This window comes from Bacteroides ovatus (assembly GCF_001314995.1).
GTDB lineage: Bacteria > Bacteroidota > Bacteroidia > Bacteroidales > Bacteroidaceae > Bacteroides > Bacteroides ovatus.
Genome location: NZ_CP012938.1, coordinates 4,367,175 through 4,393,946 on the forward strand (window position 1 = coordinate 4,367,175; position 26,772 = coordinate 4,393,946).

At 43.2% G+C, this 26,772-nt stretch carries 12 protein-coding genes; 2 read left to right on the top strand and 10 right to left on the bottom strand.

The window, feature by feature from the left end:
- Nucleotides 1-4: 4 nt before the first annotated feature.
- From Bovatus_RS16795 to Bovatus_RS16815, 5 genes are all read right to left on the bottom strand, one after another.
- Entirely contained in the window at nt 5-1,105 is a 1,101-nt protein-coding gene (locus tag Bovatus_RS16795; RefSeq protein ID WP_004298363.1) for a DUF5017 domain-containing protein, read from the bottom strand.
- 30 nt (nt 1,106-1,135) lie between these two features.
- Complete coding sequence (locus Bovatus_RS16800) at nt 1,136-2,908, bottom strand: RagB/SusD family nutrient uptake outer membrane protein (RefSeq protein ID WP_004298362.1); 1,773 nt, start codon at nt 2,906-2,908, stop codon at nt 1,136-1,138.
- Between the two features lie 27 nt (nt 2,909-2,935).
- Entirely contained in the window at nt 2,936-6,094 is a 3,159-nt protein-coding gene (locus Bovatus_RS16805) for a SusC/RagA family TonB-linked outer membrane protein (protein ID WP_004298361.1), read from the bottom strand.
- Between the two features lie 159 nt (nt 6,095-6,253).
- On the bottom strand, nt 6,254-7,789 hold the full coding sequence (locus tag Bovatus_RS16810; protein WP_004298359.1) for a sulfatase-like hydrolase/transferase: 1,536 nt from the start codon (nt 7,787-7,789) through the stop codon (nt 6,254-6,256).
- Between the two features lie 292 nt (nt 7,790-8,081).
- Nucleotides 8,082-12,140 carry a hybrid sensor histidine kinase/response regulator transcription factor gene (locus Bovatus_RS16815; RefSeq protein ID WP_004298357.1) on the bottom strand — a complete coding sequence of 1,353 codons (4,059 nt, stop codon included), beginning with the start codon at nt 12,138-12,140 and terminating at the stop codon, nt 8,082-8,084.
- Nucleotides 12,141-12,252: 112 nt separating this feature from the next.
- Here Bovatus_RS16815 and Bovatus_RS16820 point away from each other — a divergent pair, with 112 nt between their 5' ends.
- Complete coding sequence (locus Bovatus_RS16820; protein WP_004298355.1) at nt 12,253-12,894, top strand: carbohydrate-binding family 9-like protein; 642 nt, start codon at nt 12,253-12,255, stop codon at nt 12,892-12,894.
- A gap of 161 nt (nt 12,895-13,055) precedes the next feature.
- Here the strand turns inward: Bovatus_RS16820 and lpxA are convergent, their stop codons facing one another.
- From lpxA to lacZ, 5 genes are all read right to left on the bottom strand, one after another.
- Nucleotides 13,056-13,826, bottom strand: a complete 771-nt coding sequence (gene lpxA, locus Bovatus_RS16825; protein ID WP_004298353.1) for an acyl-ACP--UDP-N-acetylglucosamine O-acyltransferase — start codon at nt 13,824-13,826, stop codon at nt 13,056-13,058.
- An 18-nt stretch (nt 13,827-13,844) separates the two neighbouring features.
- Nucleotides 13,845-15,236 (bottom strand): TolC family protein, encoded by a 1,392-nt coding sequence (locus Bovatus_RS16830; protein ID WP_004324284.1) that lies wholly within the window; start codon nt 15,234-15,236, stop codon nt 13,845-13,847.
- A gap of 11 nt (nt 15,237-15,247) precedes the next feature.
- On the bottom strand, nt 15,248-18,679 hold the full coding sequence (locus Bovatus_RS16835) for an efflux RND transporter permease subunit (protein ID WP_004298349.1): 3,432 nt from the start codon (nt 18,677-18,679) through the stop codon (nt 15,248-15,250).
- A 16-nt stretch (nt 18,680-18,695) separates the two neighbouring features.
- Nucleotides 18,696-19,871, bottom strand: a complete 1,176-nt coding sequence (locus Bovatus_RS16840) for an efflux RND transporter periplasmic adaptor subunit (protein ID WP_004298346.1) — start codon at nt 19,869-19,871, stop codon at nt 18,696-18,698.
- 183 nt (nt 19,872-20,054) lie between these two features.
- On the bottom strand, nt 20,055-23,162 hold the full coding sequence (gene lacZ / locus Bovatus_RS16845; RefSeq protein ID WP_004298344.1) for a beta-galactosidase, LacZ type: 3,108 nt from the start codon (nt 23,160-23,162) through the stop codon (nt 20,055-20,057).
- A 484-nt stretch (nt 23,163-23,646) separates the two neighbouring features.
- On the opposite strand from lacZ, the gene Bovatus_RS16850 reads away from it, so the two are divergent.
- Entirely contained in the window at nt 23,647-26,772 is a 3,126-nt protein-coding gene (locus Bovatus_RS16850) for a SusC/RagA family TonB-linked outer membrane protein (RefSeq protein WP_004298342.1), read from the top strand.

Here is a 26,772-nt window from a genome sequence, read left to right on the forward strand (position 1 = left end):
ATTTTTATTCTACAACGTTTATAGTCAGTTCACGTACTACTTGACCACCTTGATGGACGTAGTTTGCATTGTTGGCTACGAAAGTAGCGGTATATGTACCGGCCTCTTCATAGGTATGTGAGTATATCTCCAACGATTGCGAGATATTCTTGATAGCTACACCAGCGTCAGGATCGCAGGAACCGTTAAGGAGGATGGAATTGGAGATAAGCCAAGTATCTCCTTTTGTATACCCTGCTGCTCCGCCACTGGTTACGAAATCGCTTGGCTGGCTAATTCTCCAGAAATAAGGAATATTACCGTCTACAGTAGCATATGCTATTTTATCTGCATATTCTGCGCTTTTCATCTCTTCAAGTGTGAGGTTTTTATTTCCTAATGCTTCCTTCAATTTGGTAAGATGAGTGTTGTTTTTTGAAAGATCATCTAAATTGTAGGTTACATTTAAAGCCGAGAATTCGAAGTTCTTTGCATTAATTGTGGTTGATTTTCCATTGTTGAACTCCAGATTAAGCTGTAAGCCTTTAATATGTATTACAGGCATTGTGCTGCTATTATCAAGAGGGTTGAGGCGGAAAGCAATGCTGATTTCTTTACCCAAGTAAGATATTAAAGGACAAGAATAGTCTTTAGTATCTTTGGTTGCTTTAGGAAGCTCATCTTGGCTGACAAGTTCTGTCCATTCGCAATTAGTAACTGCTTCTTTGTCTTTTTCCACATTGTTGCCACTAATTCCTTCGAATTGATCGGATATTAATATGTGAGTAGAACCTTCGATGGTTTTCGCACTACCATAGTCATATACTACGGAGAAGTTGATTTCACATTTTTCTACGTCTTCCGGTTGCATTTCAATTCTGTTCCGGTGTTTGTATTCGTGCCCTATCTCACCGCTGAAGAAACTGATAAAATCAGGGTCACCATCGAAGCTGAACGTTACAGGGTTTCCTTTCTTTACAGTCACAGTTTTGCCATCGAAGCTGACATTGCTGTCTGTCACCACACCCACTTCCATTGCTGTTTCTTCTTTTAATTCCTTGTCGCATGAAGCCAGGGATAGTCCGGCAAAAGCGATAGTCATCAAACTTTTATATATTATTTTCATGTCCTTTTCTTTTTAAAGTTATTAAGAGAATTACCAACCCGGATTATTCGTCTTGATAGCACCGTTTGATCCTATTTCATTGGCAGGAATCGGGAAATAATTGTAAGACTTCGGAATATTGAAGTAAGTATATACATTGATTCCGAATTTCCAGGATTCGTCAGCCTGTGCCTTGTCCACTTGTTCCTGCATCAGTTTGTGATAGTCTCCCCAGCGGATCAGGTCGAAACGGCGTGTATATTCGAAGCAGAGTTCCATAGCACGTTCGTCTTTGATAGCCTTACGGAAGCCGGTTTCATCCAGATTTGCTGCAAGCTTGTTGATTCCTGCACGTTCTCTTACCGCATTGATACATTCATAAGCCAGATCATTAGGACCATGGTTGACTTCATTTTCAGCTTCTGCAATCATCAGCAGAATGTCAGAGTAGCGGAGAAGAGGGAAGTTGATGGAAGTATCGTTCTTGCTCTTCTTGTCTGCCTCATATTCTCTACGATATTTGGCAGCAGCTCTATTGCGGTTCTTATTGGCATCATTCTTCGATTCGCGATCACCGTAAGTAGAACCGGGCTCTGTTTTGCCATAGCTGAAGGATTGATTCCAATATTGTTGTTCCACTTCATCTCTTTTTCCTTTCACAAATTCACGACCGTCTACCGGAGTACCTTCTCCTGCTGACTGGGTGTAAGTGAATGGAGCGATGTTCCAGTTGCAACGGTCAATGTCACCGTTTGCTTCATACAATTCGAGCAGTTTAGGAGTATTCCAGATAAAAGCGTATGCATAACCCGGGTCACCTTTACCGGTGATGGATGCTTTGGAAGAAAGATCTTTACCCTGAATACCAATGATATTACCGATTCTACCTTCTGCACGTACATCCGTTGAACGGTTACCTGCAAATTCTACTTCCCAAATACTTTCATTAGCCTTGGCACCATCCTTATTGAGAGCAGTGTTATACTTATCAGAACAAATGTCGATAAAGAAGTCCCAATATTTGGCAGTTAGTGAATGACCCTCATTCTTGACTAACTGTGCATAGTAACTTGCTTTTTTGAAATATTCTGTAATCTCGGCACTAGTCGTGTTGTTAGCCAAACCCACTTCCTTGTCACGTTTAGGTTCACCGGCCCGGAACATATATACACGCGCCAACATTCCCCAAGCAGCCGATTTGGAAACACGTCCCGGTAAATAGTTCAAATCTTGAGCAGATTTGAGATCCTCGGCAGAACCATACATCTCTTTGATGATAAAATCATAAATCGTCTGTTTGTCCGTACGTGGAATGGAGAGGTTATAGGCATCTTCTGTAGAAGTAGTCTTGAAAGGTACATCTCCCCAACATTCTACCAAAGTAAAATAATAGAATGCGCGTAAGAAACGGGCTTCGGCTTTGTACTGCTTGCGGGTATCGTCGTTCATATCGGGCACTGCATCAATATTTTCCAGGAAAATATTGGCTCTGTTGATGCCGGAGTATAATGTGTACCACAATGCTGCAACGGCCGGATCACTTGTGTTGGCATTGTTACAGATCAACCCACTTTTGTTAGGTCCGCGGTTGGCACCACCATAGTGTCCCAGATCGTCACCTCCTACAAGGTATAAGAACTCATTTCCGTAGAAGGAACTTTGTCCCAGAATGGCATAGGTTCCTGTCAGCCAAGAGGTAGCGTCCGCTTCATTTTTGAAGAAGTTTTCAGGAGTGGTGTATGTCGGGTCTTTTTCCAAGAAATCGCAGGAAGTCAGGTTAAGTCCGACAAGAAGTGATATGATGATTATTTTTATTGTTTTCATATACGTAATTGTTTGAAGGATGATTGATTAGAAACCTAAGTTTATACCAAAACTGATAGAGTAGGCTCTCGGATAAGCGGAGAAGTCCAGTCCCGGAGTCAGTGCGCCTTCACGGATAGATACTTCCGGGTCGTAACCGGAATACCCTGTACATGTCCATAGATTCTGACCGGCAACGAATACGCGTGCATTGTCTATCTTCCATTTCTTGGTCAGTTGTTTCGGCAGTGTATATCCTAAAGACACGGTCTTCAGACGAAGGAACGAACCATCTTCGATAATACGTGTAGAGAACACTTTGTTAGAACCGGAGTCGGTAGCTCTCGGAATATTACTTTCCGGATTTTCCGGTGTCCAGCGGTCTGCGTAACTTGCGTATTGGTTCAAGTCACGTGTTTTATTGCTGTTCTCGAAGAACAGGCGGTTGGCATTCAATACATCGTTTCCATACGACCATTGGAAGAAGATGCTCAAGTCAAATCCTTTGTATTCGAAATTGTTGGTAAATCCGCCTGTATGTTTCGGCATACCGTTACCGATCATAGTACGGTCGTTATCGTCAATGATACCGTCACCATTCAGGTCTGCGTATTTCGGCATACCCGGTTGTGTGTTACTTTCGGAAGAGAAATACGGAACATTGCGTTTCAGTGTATATGTATCACCCACTTTGTCGAAATCTTCGTATTTGTATGTACCTTCATAGATGAATCCGTACATCATTCCCATCGGATAACCCACTTTGGCAATGTAGCTGTATTGGGAGTTATAGTTTTGGTCAAATTTGGCTGCACTCAACAGAGAAGATTGGTTTTCGGCCAATTCTAAAACTTTGTTCTTGTTGAATGCAATATTAAAGTTAGTAGTCCATGAGAAATGACGGTTCTTGATATTGGTCGTGTTCAATGTGAACTCGATACCTTGGTTGCGTACCTTTCCTACATTCTTCATGGCACTGAAATAACCGGAAGAGGTGGGAAGCGCAGTATTCAGCAACAGGTCACGAGTTGTTTTACGATACCAGTCTACGGTTAATCCGATACGTTCGTCCAGGAAGCCCAAGTCCAGACCCAGGTTCCACTGTTCAGTAGTCTCCCATTTCAGTTTTCTGTTTCTTAAGGAAGTAGGCACTGTACCTACACTTGTCAGACTGTTCTCGAACGGATATACACCACTCGGTAGGCTACCAATCGAAATAAAATCCCCAACTTTATCTTTTAATATCTGATATAAAGCGTACGTATCATACTCGCCTACGCGATTGTTACCGGTCAATCCCCAGCTTACTCTTAATTTACCGGAAGAAACAACAGATTTCAATGGTTTCATGAAATCTTCTTCCATGAATCCCCAAGCCAATGAACCGGAAGGGAAATAGCCGAAACGGTTATCACCACGGAACTTGGAAGAACCGTCGGAACGGAAAGAAACCGTTGCATAATACAATGATTTATAGTTGTAGTTCAAACGTCCCAGGAAAGAAAGCATAGACCAGGAACTCTTTAATGATTTGGTCGTACTGGGAGTTCCTTCACTCATTCCTGCCATCCCGAGTGCTTCGTTTGGAATTTGCACTGTCTTGTATGAATAGTATTCATAGTCGGAATTTTGCAGAGTTACACCTACCATACTATTAAAGAAATGCTTCCGTTTGATATTGGTCTGATAGGTTAGAATATTTTCGTTCAACCACGTTGCACGTTGAGAATGGTAGATTTCTGCATTCACCTTATCGGATGATTTCGGATTACCATAACGAGTTTTCGAGTTGTTGAATGTTTCCCCTTTGCGGGTATCGAACGTGTAACCGCCGGAAACTTTCAACTTCAATCCTTTGATAAATTCATATTCTGCGAATCCGTTGAACTGGATATAGTTCGCATACGTCTTGCGATATTCGTTTTTCAAAGACATGATAGGGTTGAAACGATAGTCGTTGGTATTGTTTATCGCGTCGTCCATAATATTGTCCATCAACGAGTTTAATGGTCTGTCCGGTTCTGTCACAGGGCGATATCCCCATACACTATAGAACAGGTTATTCATACCACTGTATGAGTTCTGGGAAGGAGAACCACCGGTAGTTGTAGTACTGGAATAGTTGGTCGTCAGATAGATTTTCAGTTTTTTCTTTTGGATGGTAGTACCCATACGGCCTTGTACGCGCTTGTAGTTTGATTCCAACAAGATACCGTCCTGGTCATAATAAGATAAAGAAGCGTTGTAACGAACTCCTTCCGAACCACCGGTCAGGCTGACATTGTGGCTTTGCATCCATGCGCTGCGGAAGATTTCATCCTGCCAATTATATTGCGGAATATTCCTATAATCTTCCAGTCCCCATTTCTTGCCGTCATAATTCATGAAGTAGGTAGTTTCCATATCTTTGGGACTACGTTCTGCCTGTAGTTTGACGAATTCATAGGCATCCATCATCGGGATCGTTTTGGTGATATGCTGAATACCGAAACTTCCGTCGTATTTAATTTTAGGTTGGCCGATTGTTCCTTTCTTGGTTGTAATCATCACGACACCGTTGGCACCACGAGCACCGTAGATAGCGGTAGCAGAGGCATCCTTCAGGAAGTCGAGTGACTCGATATCGTTCTGATTAATGGCTGCGGCTATGGAGGGGTCTTCCACCGGGAAACCGTCAATGACATAAAGAGGAGAGTTGTCCTGTGTCAAAGAGTTGTTACCACGGATGACGATGTTCATCTGTCCGCCCGGCATACCTTCGCCCGAACTTACGTTGACACCGGCAATACGTCCGCCCAATGTCTCGCCGAAAGAAGCAGTCGGAGTGCTAAGTAGTTCCGCCATACTGGCTTTGGCAACAGAGCCAGTCAGATCCTTCTTGCGTATCTCCTGATAGCCGACTACTACCACTTCGTCCAATGTCTTTGTGTCTTCCTTTAATGTGATAACCATTGGCTTTTGAGTGTCCACCTTCATTTCTACTGTGACATAACCAATGAAAGAAATAACCAATATCGAATTTTTATTGGGCACGTTAAAAGCAAATTTACCGTCAAGGTCAGTGATTGTTCCTTGCGAAGTACCTTTTACCTGGACACTGGCTCCCGGCACTCCTTCTCCTAAGTTATCCTTCACTGTACCTTTAACAAGTACCTGTGCAAGTACAAAAGAAACAGAAAACAGGATCAGTCCGATGGAGGAGAGCATCCTTTTTCTAGTTTGAGTGGATAAATGTTTTTTCATATATTAAAAATTAAGTGATTTTATTGAATCTACGCTTGCAAAGATAGATGGATTGAATATTCTAATATGGATAGAATTATTCAAGATTGGTGCAAAATCATACAATTTTTCTGTTCTCATAAACTATTTTTCTTTTACGGATTCTAGTAATTCAGATAATTCTTTCACTATGTCGGGATATTGTTTTGATACATTCGTTTTCTCCGATGGATCGGAGGATAAATCGTAAAGTTGAGGCTGTTTGTCGTTGCCTAACTCCATTTTCGTCCAATACTCGATAGCGGGGCCGTCGCTCGGTTCGATGTATTTCCATTGACCTTTTATGATGGCAAGTGTGTTATTGAGATTCTGTTGAACGACATACTCACGGTTTGTATTATTTTTGCCGAGGAGTACGTTCAGATGTTCTTGACTATCGGGAGCAGCTCCTTTACGTAAAGGTTGGTCCAAAAGGGAGGCGAGCGATGCATACACATCTATTTGAGAGAAAAGAGCTTGTTGCTTGTTCGGCTTTACTCGGGCAGGCCAGCGGACGATAAATGGAACGCGTGTCCCCGCTTCGTAAGCACTGTATTTCCCACCACGGTAGATCCCCATCGGAGTATGCCCGTTGAGAAGTTCGTAAGCTTGGTCTTGATAGCCGTCGTCGATAACAGGACCGTTATCGCTGGTAAAGATCAGGATGGTGTTGTCTGCGATGTGGAGGCTGTCCAGTGTGTGCATGATTTCACCGATGGTCCAGTCCAGTTGCAGGATGACGTCGCCACGAGTGCCGAGCCCGCTTTTGCCTGCGAAACGTGGGTGGGGGATGCGTGGTACATGTACGTCTTGCGTACCCATATATAAGAAGAAAGGTTCTTCCTGATGGGATGCAATGAAATTCTTAGCCTTATGAGTGATGATATCGGCTATGTCTTCATCTTTCCAAAGGGCGGATTTTCCTCCGGTCATCCAACCGATGCGGGGAATGCCGTTGATAATTGTATTGTTGTGTCCCTGGCTGGGTTTTAAAGTGACGAGCTCTGGGTTCTCTTCTCCCGTAGGCCAGTCGCCGACTTTGTGGTCGTAACTTACGGTGATAGGATCATTGGGGTCAAGTCCTACGACATGTCCGTTTTCTACAAATACACAAGGTACACGGTCTACGGTAGCCGGAATAATAAATTCGTAGTCAAAACCAATGCTTTGTGCGTTAGGGGTAATCCGGTTGTTAAAGTCGGTTCCACCTTTCGGACCGAGTCCCAGATGCCATTTGCCTACTGCACCGGTTGCGTATCCTGCATCTTTCAGCATATCTGCCATGGTGATGCAGGTAGTGTCGATAATGAGTTCAGAGTTGCCGGGAGCGATTCCTGTGTTTTCCTGTCTCCAAGGATACATACCTGTCAGGAGTCCGAAACGGGAAGGGGTGCTGGTGGCAGAAGTTGCATAAGCATTGGTGAATTGTACTCCTTGTCCTGCCAACCGGTCGATGTTGGGAGTGCTCACTTTTGTTGCTCCATAACAACTTAAATCACCAATGCCGAGATCATCTGCAAATATATAAATAATGTTAGGCTTTTGGCTATTCTGCCCATTGTTCTTTTGGGGTGCATGATTGCATCCTGACAGCGTGACGATGCCGGACAATAGGGGAATTAGACGCGAAACGTTTTTCATAATGCTGAATGTTTTAGGAAATAATGTAATGAACACAAAGATAAGCGAATGGAACAAAAAGAATGAGTAGGAATGTACAAGTGAAGTACAAAATAGTACACTTAAGAAGTTACCTTCTTTATTCGGGCGAAGATGTCCGGACTAAAAAACCGTTTATATCATAAATTTAGGCACGGATTACACGGATTAACGCTGTTGTTTTCATACTCATCGTTTTTTAATCCGTGAAATCCGTGTGATCCGTGCCTAATAATATAAGATTATTTTGCAAGAGTGCTTGTATAGTTGCCTGCTAATCTGTTTCTTCTCCGTCCCCTTCTTCTTCGCTCTCTTCTCCTTTACGATAAGCCAGCGGACTGACGTGATAAATCTCCTTGAAACATTTACTGAAATAGCGGGAGGAGGAGAACCCAATCCGGTCAGAGATCTCCGTGATATTCAGCTCCGGGTTATTCCTTAACATGACAGCGCCTTTTTTGAGACGTATGCTTAGGATGAAATCATTCGGGGTCTGGCCTGTAACTGCTTTCAGTTTAGTGAATAGGTTCGTACGTGCCATACCCATTTCGCGGGCGAAGATATTAACGTTGAAATCCGTATTGTCCAGATGACGTTCGATAATGGCCATCGCGCGGTCGAGCATCTCCTTATCCATCGGGTTGGTAGCCAACATTTGGGCAAAAGCCTGTGGTTGTTTGCTGAACTTCTCTTGCAATAGCCGGCGGGAATTAACCAGGTTATTGCAGCGGGAAATCAGAAGATTGGTATTAAACGGTTTCGTGATATAATCATCCGCACCAATCTTCAAACCTTCGATATTGTGCTCTATAGCAGTACGTGCGGTTAATAATACCACCGGAATATGGCAAGTGTTAAAGTCCGTCTTGATCTGTTTGCAAAGTTCCGTACCCGACATGCGTGGCATTACGACATCACTTAAAATGATGCTCGGCATATCCTTCTGTATCATCTCTAATGCTTCTACTCCGTCGGAAGCCGTACTGACTTGATAGAATGTTTCGAAAATACCGACTAACATCTGTTTGATAGATTCATTGTCTTCCACTATCAGCATTTTGGCGTCTTCGATGCGCTTGTTATCTTCTTCTTTCCATTCCGAATCAGGGATTATTTCTACTGAAGGAACAATAGTCTCTGTTTGCTGGATGGTTTCCGTATCATCTTTCGCTATTTGCTCTTCTGTGAAGTGTTCCTTGCCTAGTTTGAGGGTGATAATGAAACTGCTTCCTTTGCCCGGTTCGCTTTCTACCCGGATTGTGCCGTGATGAAGTTCCACAATACCTTTTGTCAGTGCCAGTCCGATGCCTGTACCGGCTCCGGTATTCAGCGAGTTGAGATGTTCGGTCTGATAGAAACGGTCGAATATCTTATCAATTTCGGCAGCGGCGATACCTGTCCCGGTATCTTTTATTTCAATGATGACATGGTCTTTCTCCTGCGATACATTAATCGAAATTGTATCTTCGGCCTTGGTATGCTTCACTGCATTAGACAGCAGGTTGTTTATTACTTTCTGCATCTGCTTTTGGTCATACCATACTTCAATGTCATCCTTCTGTTTGTTGAACTTGAAGTTGATTTGTTTACTGCTCGCATATTCGAGGAAGAGCAGATAATTCTCATACAGGAAGTTAACCAGATTGTGCTGGCTAACTTTGATCTTCATGTGACCCTGTTCCTGTTTACGGAAATCAAGTAGTTCCGTAATCAGTTCCCGTAATTGGAGACTGTTCTTGTAGATTCCCAATACCTTATTATATATGTTAGGCGTAAATGTCTGCACCTGCAACAAAGTTTCCACTTGTCCCACGATCAGCGTTAACGGTGTGCGGAATTCGTGCGAGATGTTAGTGAAGAAACGGAGTTTCGACTGGTTCAATGCTTCGAGGTCTTCAATATGCTTCTTTTCGTACTTCAAAGACTCACGGAGTTTGATGCGCGAATTATAGTTCTGAATAAGATACCATAACAGGCTGATAGTGACAATGGTATAAATCAGGTAAGCCCACCATGTCTCATACCATGAAGGGAGTACGATAATCAGCAGTCTGGCCTCTTTTATTCCTTCCCTCTGTGATTTGATGACAAGGGTATATTTACCCGGATTCAGGTTTGTATAAGTAATCAGCGTTTGCTTCCGGTAAGTATGGTTCCATTCGTCTGAGAAACCCTCCAGGCGATAGAGAATTTCATCTCTGTTGGCAGGGATGAAGTTGGAAGTGGCATATTCGATGCTAAACATCGATTGATTCGCTTTCAGACTGATTTCCGGAGTATGACAGATCGACTGTTCCAGGATGCCGCTTTCATCTCCCGGAACTACTTCTTTTCCGTTGACAAACAGGCGGGAAAGAATGATATTATATGATTTGGGAGTGAAATGTAATTTTTTCTCCCAGAAAGAAATCATTCCCTGAATACCGCCAAGGAATACTTCTCCGTCATGTGTCACAAATAGTGCGTTTTCATTGACGGCAGTCAACGGGAATCCATTCTCCGTACCGTAATTATAGAATTTCTTGCTTGGATAGTTGAACTGTGAGAATCCCTGATTGGTAATCAGCAATAAGTCTCCTTTCTGTATGGACGATTCGCATACTTCGTAGATACAGTCGCTGGATAAACCATCTGTCTGTACATCGAAGTTTTCAAAGTCATCACTTGCCTTACGGTAACGGTCGAGACCGCTTCCGGAGGTGCAGAACCACAGATTACCGTTACTGTCCTGCATGATACTGTTGATATTATTGTTGCTAAGACTGTTCGGATTAGCGGGATTGTGTGGATAATTAGTAAGTTTACCGCTGTCGAACCGGTAAGAATAAACACCCTCCCCGGTAGCCGCAATCCACAATGTACCGTCTTTATCAATGCAAAGACTGGCTACCATGCCAATACCTCTTCCTTCTTTAGTCTCTTTGAAGAGCTGTTGGCAAGCGCCTGTTGCCGGATTGAAAAGACAAACACCGTTTTGTGTGGCGACAACCAGCTTGTCCTTATAAGGTACAATGTCTCGGACGATATCCGAAGGTAGTGAGGTTGGGTCTCCGGCTTTCATTCGGTAGACTGTGAAACGGTTAGTACGCAGGTCGAGTTTGTTCAATCCTCCCAAGTGTGTACCTATCCACATGATTTCATTAGTCCGGTCGTAGTAGATTGCTTTGACATTGTTATGGGAAATGCTATTTTTGCCCTCTTCGTGGCGATACCACCGATAGGTGTTATCCTTCCGGTTATACACATTCACGCCGCCGCCTTCGGTACAAATCCACAGGTTTCCGTCCTTATCTTCAGTCATTCTACCGACGATCGGACTACTTAGACCTTCTTTCTCTGTATCTCCGGTTTTGTAACGGGTATAGATTTCATATTCTGGATTGAAATAGTTGACACCTCCGAAATAAGTACCCAGCCAAATTGTTCCTTGTTCATCTTTGACGATGCACCAGATGGAGGAGTGGGTAAGTCCGTCGGGTTTGTTCGCGTTGGCAGTGTAAAGTTGGAATTTACCTGTGCTCTTTTCATAGCGATTTAACCCGTGAAAGGTTCCTATCCACAGATTTCCTGCATTATCTTCACAGCAACTCCTTACGAAGTCGGCACAAATACTGTTTGGATTTTTAGGATCATGACGGAAGTTCTCAATGGTACTATCTGTTTTTATCCGGTAGAGTCCTTCTTCCCAGGTACAGATCCATAATTCTTTAGACGAATCTTCGTAAATACTCGCGATATTACCTCTTGTGACAGGTTGGGAAATCTTTTTGTCTCCCGATAAACAGTAAAGTCCGTTACTGGTAGTTCCCATCCACAGATTTTTCTTTTCGTCCAGGTGGAGGCAGGAGAGGGTGATATCTTTTCCGGCAAGATGATAGTAGAGATCGAAGTTTCCGGTACTTTCATTATATACAAACACTTCTTCTCTTTTCCCGATATATAATTTCTCGTTGAAATAAATAGCATCCACATTGCCTTGCAGCAACGTTTTGAATCTTTGTGTGGTCAGATCGAACTCTGCTACCCCGTCCGTACAGAGCAGGTATACCTTCCCGTTTTTGTTTCCGGTGATACGCAGCACTGTATTGCTGAACAAACTGTTCGGATCGTTTTTATTAAGTTTGAAACTTTTGATATCGTTACCGTTATACCGGTTCAGTCCTTCACGCGTGCCAATCCATATAATCCCCCGTTCATCAATATAAAGGCTATTGACAGAAAATTGGGAGAGTCCGTCGTCCGTGGTCAAGTGGCTAAAAGTGATGTTTTGACCTTGTGTGCGGACTCCAGCTACGCTTAAAAATAGCAGAAATAAAAGAATTACTTTTCTCACTAATTTATTTTTTAAGGTGTTTACATCTATGCAAATATATTGTTTTTATTCGATTTCAGTGAACCTTATTAGAAGAAAGTAACTATATTTGTATCATTCAAACGAAAGATATATGAAAGTAAAGAAAATTAGTGCGGCTAACGTGGAGGCTTGTTCGCTTCCTAAACTATTCGATGAAGAAAAAATAGATTTTCAGCCGATCCAGTGTGTCAATTGGGCTGAATATCCTTACAAACCTAAAGTGAGTTTTCGAATTGCTCACACGCAGAACTCAATCTTGCTACATTTTAAAGTGAAAGAGGAGAGTGTACGTGCCAAGTATGGAGAAGATAACGGTTCTGTATGGACTGACTCTTGTGTGGAATTCTTTTCTATACCTGCAGGCGACGGGATCTATTATAATATAGAATGTAATTGCATCGGAACTATCCTGATAGGTGCCGGCCCAGTTCGTAACAACCGGGAACATGCACCGAAAGAAGTGACTGCTCTCGTACAACGTTGGTCTAGTCTGGGTAATCAGCCTTTTGCAGAACGTGTCGAGGAGACAGACTGGGAAGTTGCTCTCATCATTCCGTATGCTGTATTCTTTAAGCATCAGATTGAATCACTCGATGGAAAGGAGATAAAAGCTAATTTCTATAAGTGTGGTGATGAGTTGCAGACTCCTCATTTTCTTTCATGGAATCCGATAGAGATTGACCAACCGGATTTCCATCGCCCCGATTTTTTCGGTACTTTGGAATTTGAATGATGAATTGAATTTCTGGATTTGAAGATGAATCACTAGTGTTGCTGAATCACTGAAGTATCCTCCATTTGTAAAAATATTATCTATTGCGTCATCCATCTATAAAAAAGAAGGGTGACGCTTTTTTTGAGCATCACCCTTTCTTTTTATAGATGTTATATTGTTTATTTCACAATCCCTCTTTCCGAGTTCTTCACGAAATTTACAATATTCTCGATTTCTTCACTCATAGGAACCTGGTCGATAATCTTCTGTACGGCATCCTGAACGCTGAAATTACCCTGATAAATCAAACGGTATGCGTTAGCGATGTGACGAAGGATTCTTTCCGATGTATTGTGATGTTGAGAAAGAACTACAGCGTTTACACCATGATATGTTACCGGATTTCCTGACATGATAACGTATGGAGGTACATCTTTAGATATACGGCAGCCGCTTTGTACCAGTGTCCAGCTTCCGATGTGACAATATTGATGTAAAGTGACATTTCCACTTAGGATAGCGCAATCATCCAACGTACATTCTCCTGCAATAGTGGTGCCGATACCTACCACACAGTTATTGTTGATTTGTACGTCATGGCAAAGATGTACTTTATCCATCAGGTAGTTTCCGTTTCCGATTTTGGTAGCATTGCCGGCAAATGTAGCGCGGCTGATTACTACATTCTCACGAATATCGTTATTATCTCCGATAATCAGGCTGCTTTCTTCTCCAGTATAGTGGAAATCTTGTGGTTCCGCTCCGAGGACAGCATTCTGATGTACCTTGTTTCCTTTTCCCATTTTAGTACCTTGCAGGATACTAGCGTAAGACATGATGACGCAGTCATCCCCGATCTCTACATTCTTTTCAATGTAGGCAAAAGGCAGAACGGTTACATTCTTGCCCAGCTTTGCTTCGGGATCTACGTAAGCTAACGGACTAATCATAATAGTATATGTTTAAAGTTATTCTTCTCTTCCACCACCCAGTGCCTGGTAAAGGCTTACTACAGCCTGCATCCGATCAAAGCAATCGGAAACCTGTGAGATTTGTGCGCTCAAGTAAGCCTGCTGTGCAGACAATACTTCCAGGTAGGTTGAAGTCCCTAAGTTAAACAATTCTTTTGTATCTTCCGAAGCTTTTTTGGCAGATTCTACTTGCATTTGACGAGATTCTACCTTTTCACTCGTCTTTTGGTATAAACTTAGCGCATTGCTGACTTCACTACCGGCATTCAACAGCGTTTGCTGGAAGGAGAGTTTCGCCTGTTCTTCCTGCGCTTTGGCCATTTTCAGTTTAGCGATATTTGCTCCGTGATAAAAGAGAGGCTGTGTCAGTGAGCCGATGGCAGTAGCCAGGAATTTTCCCGGATTAATGATAGCAGAGCCTGCGCTGTTTGTCCATCCGGCAGATCCACTAAGTGTAATTTGTGGATAGAAAGCGGAACGTGCGGAGTTCGTGTTATAATAAGCAGAAGCTAGTGACATTTCAGCCGCTTTTACATCCGGACGGTTGGATAATAATTGGATAGGTATGCCTACTGAAAATTCGGATGGTAGAATTTGCTTTTCGATGGTACCGCGTTGGATATGGCGGGGAGCTTCTCCAAGAAGAGTTGATAGAGAATTTTCCACTTCGCGGATGCTCTGTTCTATTTCCGGAATAGAGGCCATCACTTGTGCATAAGCCGCTTTACTCTGTTCGACACCTGCCGAATTGATATTATACATAGCAGCATTTTTCATTGCTTCCATTGTTTCGGCATTACGCTTTAATATTTCTGCTGTCTCTCTGGTGATTTCCAGTTGGCGGTCAAGCATTAATAAAGTGTAATACAGATTAGCAACATTGGCAATAATCTGCGTTTGTACAGCTTGTTTGTAAGCTTTGGCCTGCTTAACGGCAACATCTGCACCTCGTTTGGCATTTAGCAAGCCTCCAAAGAGACTAATCTCCCAACTGGCGGTTACCGGAAGTGAATAAGTCTTACTTGCTTTACTATTATCAAAACTGCTGATAGTACCTTGTGGGGACAAGGCCAGAGCTGGAACATAGGCTAGTTTGGCTGCCAACAACGGAGCCTGGGCTGCTTTGATTGATAGTATTGCACTCTGCAGGTCAGTATTTTGTTTCAGTCCCGTTTCGATGAGTGACTGGAGTTGCGGGTCGGTGAAGACTTCTCTCCACGGCAGATTACCGAAGTTGGCTGTATCCGAAACCAGTGTATCATTATCCGCTACCGGATCGCGATACAGGCCGGAAGTAGTGATATCTTCGGGTCTGTCATACGACTTATAGATGTGGCAGCTGCTCAAGAGAGCAGTTGCGCACAACATATATAGAATCTGTTTCTTCATATCGAATTTCATTATTTAGCGTATTGTTCAATCTCTGTTACGGCATCTGCATTGTCAATATCTTCCCATTCCATCGGTTTAACTTTCTCTTGCAGATACTGGAAGATAACAAACAAGGCAGGAACGATGAAAATTTGGCAAATCATACCGATTAACATACCACCGATAGAGGCAGTACCTAGTGTACGGTTACCGTGGGCACCTACACCGAAGGCAAACATCAACGGAAGCAAACCGACTACCATCGCCAATGATGTCATCAGAATCGGGCGGAGACGAGCACCGGCACCCAATACAGCTGCCCAAGTGATACTCATACCCATCTTGCGACGATCTAGGGCGAACTCTACGATCAAGATGGCATTCTTCGCCAACAGACCCATCAACATGATTAACGCGATCTGCATATAGATATTGTTTGACATCGTACCCAGAATCATCTTCAATGCTGAAATATTACCGATAGCACTTACACCATTCACAAACAGGAAACTGCCTAATAGACCGAACGGAATGGATAATAATACGGCCAATGGAAGAATGTAACTTTCGTACTGTGCACTCAACAATAAGTAAACGAATACAAAACAGAGTACAAAAATCAGTCCGGTAGCACTTCCGCTACTTTGAGCCTCTTCACGCGCCATACCTCCTAGTTCATACGTATAACCGGTAGGCAGGTTTTCTTGAGCAACTTCGGCAAGAGCCGTCAATGCCTGACCGGATGTATAACCACTTGCCGGAGCTACCATTACTTTCATAGAGGTATAAAGGTTGAAACGACTAATAATATCCGGACCATATACTTTCTCCACAGAAATGAACTGGGCAATCGGGGCCATCTCGCCTGCACTATTACGCACCTTGATATTTTTTAAAGATTCCAGGTTTTTGCGTGATAACGGATCTGACTGAATCATAACACGATACATCTTACCGAAACGATTGAAGTTGGATGCGTACAAACCTCCGTAATATCCTTGCATAGTAGTGAGGATATCGCTCGGGCTGATGCCAGCTTTTTTACAAGCTGCCGCATCAATGTCAATCATGTATTGCGGGAAATTCGGGTTGAAGGAAGTCTTTGCTGAATTAATTTCCGGACGTGCTTCCAATGCTGCCGTATAATCATTAACCACATCGAAGAATTTGTTCAGATCACCACCGGTCTTATCTTGCATATTGACCTCAATATCCGTAGATGCCGAGTAACCCGGGATCATAGGAGGAGCGAAGAACAATACCTGTGCTTCTTTGATAATCTTTTGTGCACGCATATATAAGGAACCGACTACAACGTCTGAATTCTGTATCATGGAACGTTCGTCCCAGTCTTTCAGTTTGATGATGAAAGAACCGTATGATGGTCCCTGGCCACCGATAAAGCTGAATCCGGAAATCATGGTACGTGACAATACCGCAGGATCGGAAGCGATCAGACTGTCTACACGTGCCAGGATTTTTTCAGAACGGTCTTGGGAAGTACCCGGAGGTAATGTCACTGCTCCCATCAGCGTTCCGGTATCTTCATTAGGCACCATACCTGTCGGAGTGGTGTTCATGAAGAATACAAGTATCGCAATGGAAGCGACAACTAATCCCATAGACAACCATTTCTTCTGGATAAAGAACAGTACTCGTTTCTTATAACGTTTCAGGATTGATTCGTATGTATCGTTGAATCTGTTTTTAAACTTCTTCGTACTCATTCCGATCAGTGCCAGAATACTAAGCACTACGAAAATTGCAGTGACTATCGGATTGATACTGAACAAACCAAAGATCATGCCGAGAATGGCAATAAGCGTCAAAGTAAGTGTAATTCCCGGATGCAACATCTTTCCGATAGCTTCGGTATATCTGTTGATCATAGTTGTATGGGCTGCCGTATAGGCTACTTTCATACGTTCTTTCAATGTGGAGTCTTCCGTTGTTCCATCTTCTTTTTTGTGAGGTTTCAGAAGAACGGCGCACAAAGCCGGACTCAAAGTCAATGCGTTCAATGCGGACAGACCGATAGCGATAGCCATAGTCATACCGAACTGACGATAGAATGTTCCTGCTGTACCTCCCATGAAACTTACCGGAACGAATACGGCCATCATAACCAGCGTAATAGATACGATAGCACCACCCAATTCATTCATGGCATCGATAGAAGCCAGACGGGCAGATGTATAACCTTGGTCAAGCTTGGCATGCACACCCTCGACGACCACAATCGCATCATCGACCACAATCGCAATAGCAAGCACGAGCGCACATAACGTCAACAAGTTCAGACTGAATCCTACCAGGGACAGGATGAAGAAAGTACCGATCAGAGCTACCGGAATGGCGATAGTCGGAATCAATGTGGAACGTAAATCCTGCAAGAAGATATACACTACGATAAACACCAGGATAAATGCTTCGATCAACGTCTTCACCACTTCATGGATAGAAGCGAAAAGGAAGTCATTGGCATTCATGGAGATGTTCAGTTTCAATCCGGTAGGCAACGTTTTTGATGCTTCATCCAACAATGCCTCAATATCACTGATGGTTTGTGTCGCATTGGTTCCTGCCATCTGGTATACGATACAAGTCACAGATTTGTGACCGTCTACCCGGTTGGTAAAGTTATATCCCAAACGGTCCAGCTGAATTTCTGCTATATCTTTCAGACGGAGTACTTCACCGTCAGGAAGAGATTTGATAACGATATTTTCAAACTCTTCAGGCTGTTGCAAGCGTCCTTTATAACGGATGGTATATTGGAAAGTCTGGTCACTGCGTTCACCGAACTGTCCTGGAGCAGCTTCGACATTCTGTTCTGCCAGAGCAGCGGAAACATCACCGGGAACGAGCTTGTATTGTGCCATGACATCCGGTCGTAACCAGATACGCATAGAATAATCCTGACCTAAAACGTTGGCATCACCTACACCCTGTACACGTTGAACTTGAGGAATCAGGTTGATCTTAGCATAGTTTTCAATAAACGATTCGCTATAGGTATCCGTCTCGTCATAAAGAGAGAATACTACCAACATGGAAGTCTGGCGTTTTTGAGTGGTTACACCGACTTTAGTTACTTCGGCAGGCAGCAGACCTTGTGCCATAGAGACACGGTTTTGTACATTGACGGCGGCCATGTCCGGATCTGTTCCTTGTTTGAAATATATGGATATATCACCGGAACCCGTGTTTGACGCAGTTGAGGTCATATACATCATGTTTTCTACACCGTTGATTTGTTCCTCCAACGGAGCAATCACGGAATTCAATACGGTCGATGCACTGGCTCCCGTATAGGTGGCTCTTACCGAAACGGTAGGAGGCGCGATGTCCGGATACTGCGTGATAGGCAGTGTCGCCAATCCGATAGCCCCCAGGATGACTATCAGGATAGAAATAACGGTTGATAGTACCGGACGGTTAATAAATCTATCTAATTTCATAATGATTATCTGATTATTAGTTGAAGGCTGTGGCTAAATTACCGTCGTGTTGGTCTTTCAAATGTTGTTGATAGTTTGCTTCTTTTTGCGCCGGTGTGATAGGCTGAACCTTCTGGCCATCTTTCAGGTTTTGTACTCCTTCGATTACGATTTTATCTCCTGAATTCAGACCGGAAGTAACCAAGTAGTCTTTTCCGTTATCCAGATTGAAGATTTTGATTTCTGTATATTTTACCGTGTTGTCCGGTTGCAGAACATAAACGAACTTCTTATCCTGGATTTCTACTGTTGCAGACTGCGGTATAGTGATTACATTCTCCATAGCATAAGGAATCAGAACGTTTGCAGTACCTCCGCTACGCAATACATGTTCCTTATTCGGGAAGATGGCACGGATGCTTACCGAACCGGTAGATTGGTCGATAACGCCTGTGATAGCATCCACTTTACCCTCTATATCGTATGTGGAACCATCGATTAATTGTAGTTTGATAGTCGGTATTTTGCTGATTTCTTCTTTGATAGTGCTACCGGACTTGGTCATTGCCAGCAATTCCTTTTCTGTCATTGAGAAGTATACATATACTTCGTCAATCTCGGAAACAGTAGTCATCGGTGTAGCGATAGAAGGGCTTACCAATGCTCCTACACGATAAGGGATATTGTTGATAACGCCATCTGACGGACTTTTAACCTGTGTGAATGACAAGTTCTGTTGAGCAGTGGTCAGTTGTGCTTTTGCTTGTGCCAGCTGGGCTTTGGTCTGTGCCAGGGAGTTTTCTGCCATTGCCAGGTCATAGTCACTGATGATTTGCTTTTTGTTCAACTCTTTCTTATTGTCATACGTCATCTGTTGAGTGCTCACTGCTGCTTCTGCTGTAGCCACTGCTGCTTTGGCAGTGCGTACAGCTGCTTCGTATTGAGTCGGATCAACAATGAACAACACTTGTCCTTTACGTACAGCTGCTCCTTCGTCTACACAGAGTTTTGTGATGAAGCCTGATACTTGGGGGCGGATTTCTACATCTTGTTTACCTTTGATGGTAGCCGGATAGGCAGTTGTTAAATTAGCGGTCGTCTTTTGTAACTCTTGTACTGCATATTCAGGAACCTTTCCTGTGTCATTGCCCTTATTGCCACAACTTGACAAGAGGGCTACGCAAAATGCAAATAAAACAATTCTACTTTTCATACTTATAAATATCTGTTTTTTAATTTAATGCATTTGTTGCCAGTGTGCTGTTCGTCCATATAGATTAAGGAGGTTAAGGAAGAAAAAGCCGGAAACTAATTCGGTTAAATTAGTTTCCGGCTGCAAAAGTACTTTAAATTCGGTATTCTTGTTCTCTGATACCGTGTTTTTTAACTATGTTTTTTACTTTATTTTATGATATACAGGAGTCATAATAAAACTTAACTCATAATCTTGGTAAGGAAGACGGTATTTTTCCAGTGGAATGGCTCCCCAACTGTTCACACAAGCAAGTCCCGCTTGTGCCTTATCGATACAGAAATTGGTGAAGTCTGCCTTTTCTACTTCCGGTGAGTGACGTTGATCTTTACCGTCACCGTCATCCAATGACTCGATGGTATAATTCAGGGCAGAAGCAGAGAAAGGAGCATCCGATATGAATTGCAATCCGTTACCACTAATGTTCAGAAGTCTCCACCAGCGGATATCCGTTTTGGTTCCGGTTTCCTGCGGGCGGATGTAAGGATAGAATTGTTCTTCCACCGTCTGGCGGTATTTGCCTAACATGGCTCCGTGGTTACGGTCAGCATAGTTCTCTCCCGGACCACGACCGTAGTACTCTACCTCGTTGAAGTTGACAGGCATTCGCATTTGCATACCGAAGCGGAACATGTCAGAAACCTTCTTACTCTTGTCTGCCATCATCTTTTGGGTAACTTTCACTGCTCCCTTGTTGTTAATGGTGTAAGTCAGCGATAATGTTCCGCCAATCGACTTCATGTCATATTCTGCACGAACCACTGCCTGATCGTTTTCAATAGCATGTTTCAGAGAAGTCAGTTTCAGTTCAGGATTCTTCCAGGCAGCGTATTTATGTTGCAGTCCGGCTCCGAAATCATTGTCGGTCGGTGCACGCCAGAAGTTAGGAGTCAGTGCGCTGCCGTCTTCCATCAGTTGCATGCCGTTGACGTCGTAGCGACAAAGGTAACCATTGTGCTTATTGAAGTCCATAGAGAAGTTTTCACCTTTCACAATCAGGTAATTGCGGTCGTTGTCCAAAATACTGGGCACGATAACCGGAATGTTGGAAGCCTGTTGATTTTCCAGTTTCAGTTCCGGTGCTTTGTAGTCGCGGATGCTTAACTGGTCGTAAGCGATAGTCGTTCCTGCCGGCAGCAACGTTTCGGCGGCTTTCAGTTTATAGCTCACATTCAGCAACAATTCCTTGCAAGGACAGATATTCTTCACGTCCAACGGAATTTGCACTTTCACAGTTTGCTGGGGTGCAACTTTCAGGTCGGACACGATGCCTGTTTGCACTACTTCCCCGTTTGCCAGTAATTGCCATTCCATATAATATGCAGAGAGGTCGCGGAAGAAATATTCGTTGAAGATATTGATCTCACCTTTGGCAAGATCTGCAGGAGTAGTCCATATATCCTGATAGAAATAAGCCACTTCGTATGCATGCGGATTAGGCACGCGGTCGGGGCTGATTAAACCGTTGTCGTTGAAATTGTTGTCCGAAGCGTCGTATTTGTTGAAATCACCGCCATAACCATAGATATTTACTCCGTCTTTGTTTTTCCAGTGGCAGGATTGATCTACAAAGTCCCAGATAAATCCGCCCTGATATTTCGGATATTTGCGGATGATGTCCCAGTATTCTTTGAATCCTCCCTGTGAATTACCCATAGCGTGTGCGTATTCGCATTGGATTAACGGCTTTTGGATGTCGCCTTCGCTATATTTGATACAAGCGTCGTAGTCATAATACATCGGGCAGAAAATATCGGTGAATTCGCTGGTTCCTGCTTGTTCATACTGTACGGCACGTGTCTTGTCTTCGTTCTTAATCCAAGTGTAGCATTCCTCAAAGTTCGGTCCCATGCCGGCTTCGTTGCCCAGTGACCAGAAGATGATGGACGGATGGTTGTATCCGCGTTGTACATTGCGTTGGTTACGCTCCATGTGAGCTTTAGCGTAACTCGGGTTCTTTGCCAGTGTCTGATCGCCGTAACCCATTCCGTGAGATTCTACGTTGGCTTCGGCCACTACATACAGACCATATTGGTCACAAAGGTCATACCAACGGTTGTCGTCCGGATAATGACAAGTACGTACAGCGTTGATATTCAATTCTTTCATCACTTTGATATCCTGCAACATACGTTCGAGAGAAACGACATAACCGCCGTCCGGGTCCATTTCGTGACGGTCGGCTCCTTTGAAGAGTACCGGTTGCCCGTTGACGAGTATCTGTCCGCCTTTCAGCTCAATCTTGCGGAATCCTACTTTAACGGGGATTACTTCTACTACGTTGTTGCCGTTTTTCAGTGTAGCGGTCAGCGTGTAGAGATTAGGCGTTTCGGCAGTCCATTTGGCCGGGTTGGAGATGGATAGGGTAGTGTTTAATTTGCCAGAGCCTTTCAGGTCGGCAGTTGCTACACTGTTACCTTGAGTATCTGTCAAGTCCAAGGCAACTGTGCCGCTTCCTTTCAGATCAACGGCTATGTTCAGCGTACCGTCTTTATATTGGCTATCCAAATCTGGAGTGAGGCGAATATCCTGGATGTATTTCTTGTCACGTGCGTAAAGATAGCAGTCACGTCCTACGCCAGAGTAGCGGAAGAAGTCCTGATCTTCCAGATAACTGCCGTCGCACCAGCGGAATACCTGGAAAGCAATCACGTTTTTACCCGGTTTCAGGTAGTTGGTCAGGTTGAACTCGGCTTCCAGTTTGCTGTCCTCGCTATATCCTACGTAACGTCCGTTCACCCAAAGGTACATGTTGGAAGTTACCGAGCCGAAATGTGCAAAAATCTCTTTGCCTTTCCAGTCAGCAGGAAGGATGATTTCTTTCCGGTAAGAGCCTACATGATTGTTTTCTGTCGGTACTTGCGGGGGATTGTTTTTGAATTGGCTTCTCCAGGCATATCCTACGTTGACATAGATAGGATCACCGTAACCGTTCAACTCCCAAACGCCAGGCACCTGAAGGTCATCCCAACCTTTGTCGTTGAAATTAGTTTGATAAAAATCGGTCGGTCGTGCATCTGCATGTCTTACCCAGTTGAATTTCCACGGACCGTTCAGGGTCATGAAATTCGTTGAATTTTCTTTAATGCCGGCTTTAGCTTCATCAGCCGATGCGTAAGCAAAGTAATTAGTGTGCATAGCGGAGCGGTTTACGGAATTCACTTCCGGGTCTTTCCACTCATTGAAGCTTTGTGCTTGAATTGCTGTCAGTCCCAATGCAGCCAAGCAGCAAGAGAGTAGTTGTTTCTTCATGGGTTTTTGTATTAGGTTTGAATTTCGGGAGTCAAAGATAGGGAATAATTTGATTAATAAAGGAGAATAATAAGTCTAATAGGTATGTCAATAGTTCAATTTTAATTTATTTATGAACTATTCAATGGAGTCTGGTAATGGTATGTGGAGTTGGCATAGATTTACGGTGAAAGAAGAACTTGGTAAATTAACTTTTTGAGTATCACCTCTCGAGTATGGTAAAGTCAAGAAGAAACGATGAATAGGCTGTATTTTTCTAGCGTGACATCCTGATACTATGAGTAATACAGCTAATTTTAATGCTTTTTATTTCTTATTTTGTACTATTTTGTCCCTTTTTAGTATGATAATTGTATCTTAAAAACTATTACAATCACTTAATTTGTGGCGAGTGTTTTTAACAAACCTATTTCAAATTCTTAAATTTATTATTATGAACAAACTGACGAGACTAAAAAGATGCAAGAGGTGCATCAGTACGTTAATGCTTATGTGTTGTTCGCTCTTGGCATGGGCGCAAAATACAGTAACGGGAACTGTATTGGATGAATCTAACTTAGAGGTGATTGGTGCCAATGTAAAGGAAAAAGGCACGGCCAACGGTGCTATTACTGACATGAATGGTGTTTTCCATTTAAAAGTAAGCAATCTTCAAAAAGCAGTTCTGCAAATTTCGTTCATGGGATATGAACCTCAAGAAGTGCCATTAAATGGACGCAAACAACTGAAAATTATTTTAAAAGAAACGGCCAATGAACTTCAGGAAGTTACAGTTGTGGCCTATGGTACACAAAAGAAAGAAACTCTGACAGGAGCTATTTCTGCTGTAAACAATGAAGCGTTGATACGTTCGCCGAATGCAAGTGTGGCCAATTCCCTGGCGGGTCAGATTACAGGACTCTCATCCGTCCAGACTAGCGGTCAGCCGGGACAGGAAGACCCTAAGGTGTTTATTCGCGGAGTGGGGTCCTTGACAGAAAGTGCTTCCTCTCCTTTGATTTTGGTGGATGGTATAGAACGTTCGTTTTATCAAATGGACCCGAATGAAATAGAGAGCGTGACGGTTCTGAAAGACGCTTCTGCTACTGCCGTGTTCGGTGTGCGTGGTGCAAATGGCGTAATTTTGGTGACTACACGTCGTGGTAAGGAAGGCAAAGCGAAAATTTCCGTAAATTCTTCAGTTGGTATCCAGATGCCCACCCGTATGCTTGAAATGGCAGACAGCTATACGTATGCTACTTTAAGAAACGAGATTATAACAAATGACAAACCAAATGCTACCGAGAACGATTTGGTGTTCAATAATTATGCAGTTGAACGGTTCAGATTGAATGATGAACCTATTATGTATCCCAGTATCGACTGGAGAAAGTATCTGCTTAATAAAACATCTATGCAGACACAGCATAACCTGAATATTTCCGGAGGAACAAAGGATATACGTTACTTCATATCTTTAGGTTTCTTATATCAGAATGGTCTGTTGAAACAGTTTGAAGGAGTGGGGTATGATAATAATTATAAATACAAAAGATACAATTATCGTGCGAATTTAGACTTTAATGTAACTAAGACTACCACGCTGAAGATTGGTATCGGCGGCATTGTAGGTAACCGGAATGAGCCGATGATTAATGATGCGACTAATTCGATCTGGACACTGATTAATCAGACAACTCCGTTCAGTAGTCCGGGTGTAATTGACGGACAACTCATAGTTACCCCCGAGGAACGTTTTGATAATAAAATAAATCTGGGCAACAGTGCTTTGCCTAAATGTTATGGAACGGGTTACTCAACTGCTATTAATAATACGATGAATCTGGACCTTCTGTTAAATCAGAAGTTGGACTTCATAACCAAAGGATTGTCGGCGGAAATAAAAGGTGCTTATAATACGAGTTATGGTTTTACCAAAAAGCGTAAAGGGCAAGTGGAACAATTTATGCCTTTCTATCAATCTTCTTTGGAAGATCCGTCACTTGGTTATGATTCGCCAGATTTCAACAAGAATATTGTTTATAAGATCAAAGGAGAAAATAAGAGCTTGCAATATGAGGAAACTTCCTCGCGGGCACGAGACTGGTATCTGGAAGCAAGCTTGAGATATAACCGTAAGTTTGGTTTTCATAATGTCGGGGGATTGTTCTTGTACAATCAGAGTAAGAAATACTATCCCGCTCAATGGGTGGGAGTACCGTCTGCTTACATCGGTTTTGTAGGCCGTCTGACGTATGATTACAAATCCCGCTATATGGCAGAAGTTAACTTCGGTTATAATGGTTCTGAGAATTTTGCTCCGGGTAAGAGATTCGGTGCGTTTCCTGCCGGTTCCATCGGTTATATCCTGTCGGAAGAGGCCTTCATGAAAAAACAGAAGGTGGTTGATTATCTGAAATTCCGTGCTTCTGTCGGCTTGGTCGGAAATGACAATCTTGGAAATAACCGCTTCTTATTCCTGCCGGATTCTTATGATGTGAATCTGAGCGGAGTAGACGGGTGGAATAACAATAAGTATGGATTCAACTTTGGTTATAACAGCAAGGCGTTAATTCTGGGTGCATTGGAGAAGCGTCTGGGCAATCCGAACGTGACTTGGGAAACTGCGCTGAAACAGAACTATGGATTGGACGTTCATTTCTTGAAGAGCCGTCTGAAAATCTCTTTGGACTATTTCCTCGAAGAACGTAAGGATATTCTCATCAATCGTAAGACAGTACCTTTATTAACGGGGTTGACTTCATCAATTCTACCTGCTGTAAATATGGGTAAAGTGAAAAACCGTGGATATGAGGTAGAAGTGAGGTGGAATGACAAGATCGGGCAGGTTCAGTATAATGTTCAGGCAAACGTTTCCTATTCAAAGAATAAGATTATTTTCCAAGACGAAGTTGAGCCTAATGAACCTTATATGTGGCGGACAGGAAATCCGGTCGGGACACTCTTCGGGTATGTGGCGGACGGTTTCTATACAGAAGCGGACTTCGGAGAGAACGGCAAACTGGTGGCAGGTCTGCCCGATCCGGGTGTGTCCGTGAAGCCGGGTGATGTGAAATACCGGGATTTGAACGGTGATGAGGAAATTACTTCCGACGACCAGACTATCATTGGAAACCCGACTCGTCCGGCTTATACATTCGGATTGAATTATGGTATCAATTACAAAGGCTTTTTCCTGACGATGAACTGGACTGGTGCTGCACAACGCTCTTTGTTGCTGGACGGAGCTTTCAGAGAACCTTTTGGTAATGGTAAAATCCGTGGTTTGATGCAGTTCCATGCAGATACGCGCTGGACACCGGAAACGGCTAATACAGCTACTACACCGCGGTTTACAGAGACAAATGCAGTCTATAATATGCGTTCCTCCTCTTTGTGGGTGCGAGACGGTTCTTATTTGAAGCTGAAGAATGTGACAATAGGATATAACTTCACAGATAAGAAGATGTTGAAGAAACTGGGTATCCAGCAGTTAGGTATAAAACTGACAGGCTATAATCTGCTGACTTTTGATAAGTTTGACATCATGGACCCTGAATGTAATCCGAATAATGCGGATTCTTACCCTATCATTAAAATATATAATTTAGGTATTAATCTAACCTTTTAA

What these genes read in the sequence shown, in the direction of transcription:
- Bovatus_RS16800 (WP_004298362.1), bottom strand. Translation starts at nt 2,908, where the DNA reads ATGAAAACAATAAAAATAATCATCATATCACTTCTTGTCGGACTTAAC.
- Bovatus_RS16805 (WP_004298361.1), bottom strand. Translation starts at nt 6,094, where the DNA reads ATGCTCTCCTCCATCGGACTGATCCTGTTTTCTGTTTCTTTTGTACTT.
- Bovatus_RS16820 (WP_004298355.1), top strand. Translation starts at nt 12,253, where the DNA reads ATGAAAGTAAAGAAAATTAGTGCGGCTAACGTGGAGGCTTGTTCGCTT.
- Bovatus_RS16835 (WP_004298349.1), bottom strand. Translation starts at nt 18,679, where the DNA reads ATGAAATTAGATAGATTTATTAACCGTCCGGTACTATCAACCGTTATT.
- Bovatus_RS16850 (WP_004298342.1), top strand. Translation starts at nt 23,647, where the DNA reads ATGCTTATGTGTTGTTCGCTCTTGGCATGGGCGCAAAATACAGTAACG.
- lpxA (WP_004298353.1), bottom strand. Translation starts at nt 13,826, where the DNA reads ATGATTAGTCCGTTAGCTTACGTAGATCCCGAAGCAAAGCTGGGCAAG.
- Bovatus_RS16830 (WP_004324284.1), bottom strand. Translation starts at nt 15,236, where the DNA reads ATGAAGAAACAGATTCTATATATGTTGTGCGCAACTGCTCTCTTGAGC.
- Bovatus_RS16810 (WP_004298359.1), bottom strand. Translation starts at nt 7,789, where the DNA reads ATGAAAAACGTTTCGCGTCTAATTCCCCTATTGTCCGGCATCGTCACG.
- Bovatus_RS16840 (WP_004298346.1), bottom strand. Translation starts at nt 19,871, where the DNA reads ATGAAAAGTAGAATTGTTTTATTTGCATTTTGCGTAGCCCTCTTGTCA.
- lacZ (WP_004298344.1), bottom strand. Translation starts at nt 23,162, where the DNA reads ATGAAGAAACAACTACTCTCTTGCTGCTTGGCTGCATTGGGACTGACA.
- Bovatus_RS16795 (WP_004298363.1), bottom strand. Translation starts at nt 1,105, where the DNA reads ATGAAAATAATATATAAAAGTTTGATGACTATCGCTTTTGCCGGACTA.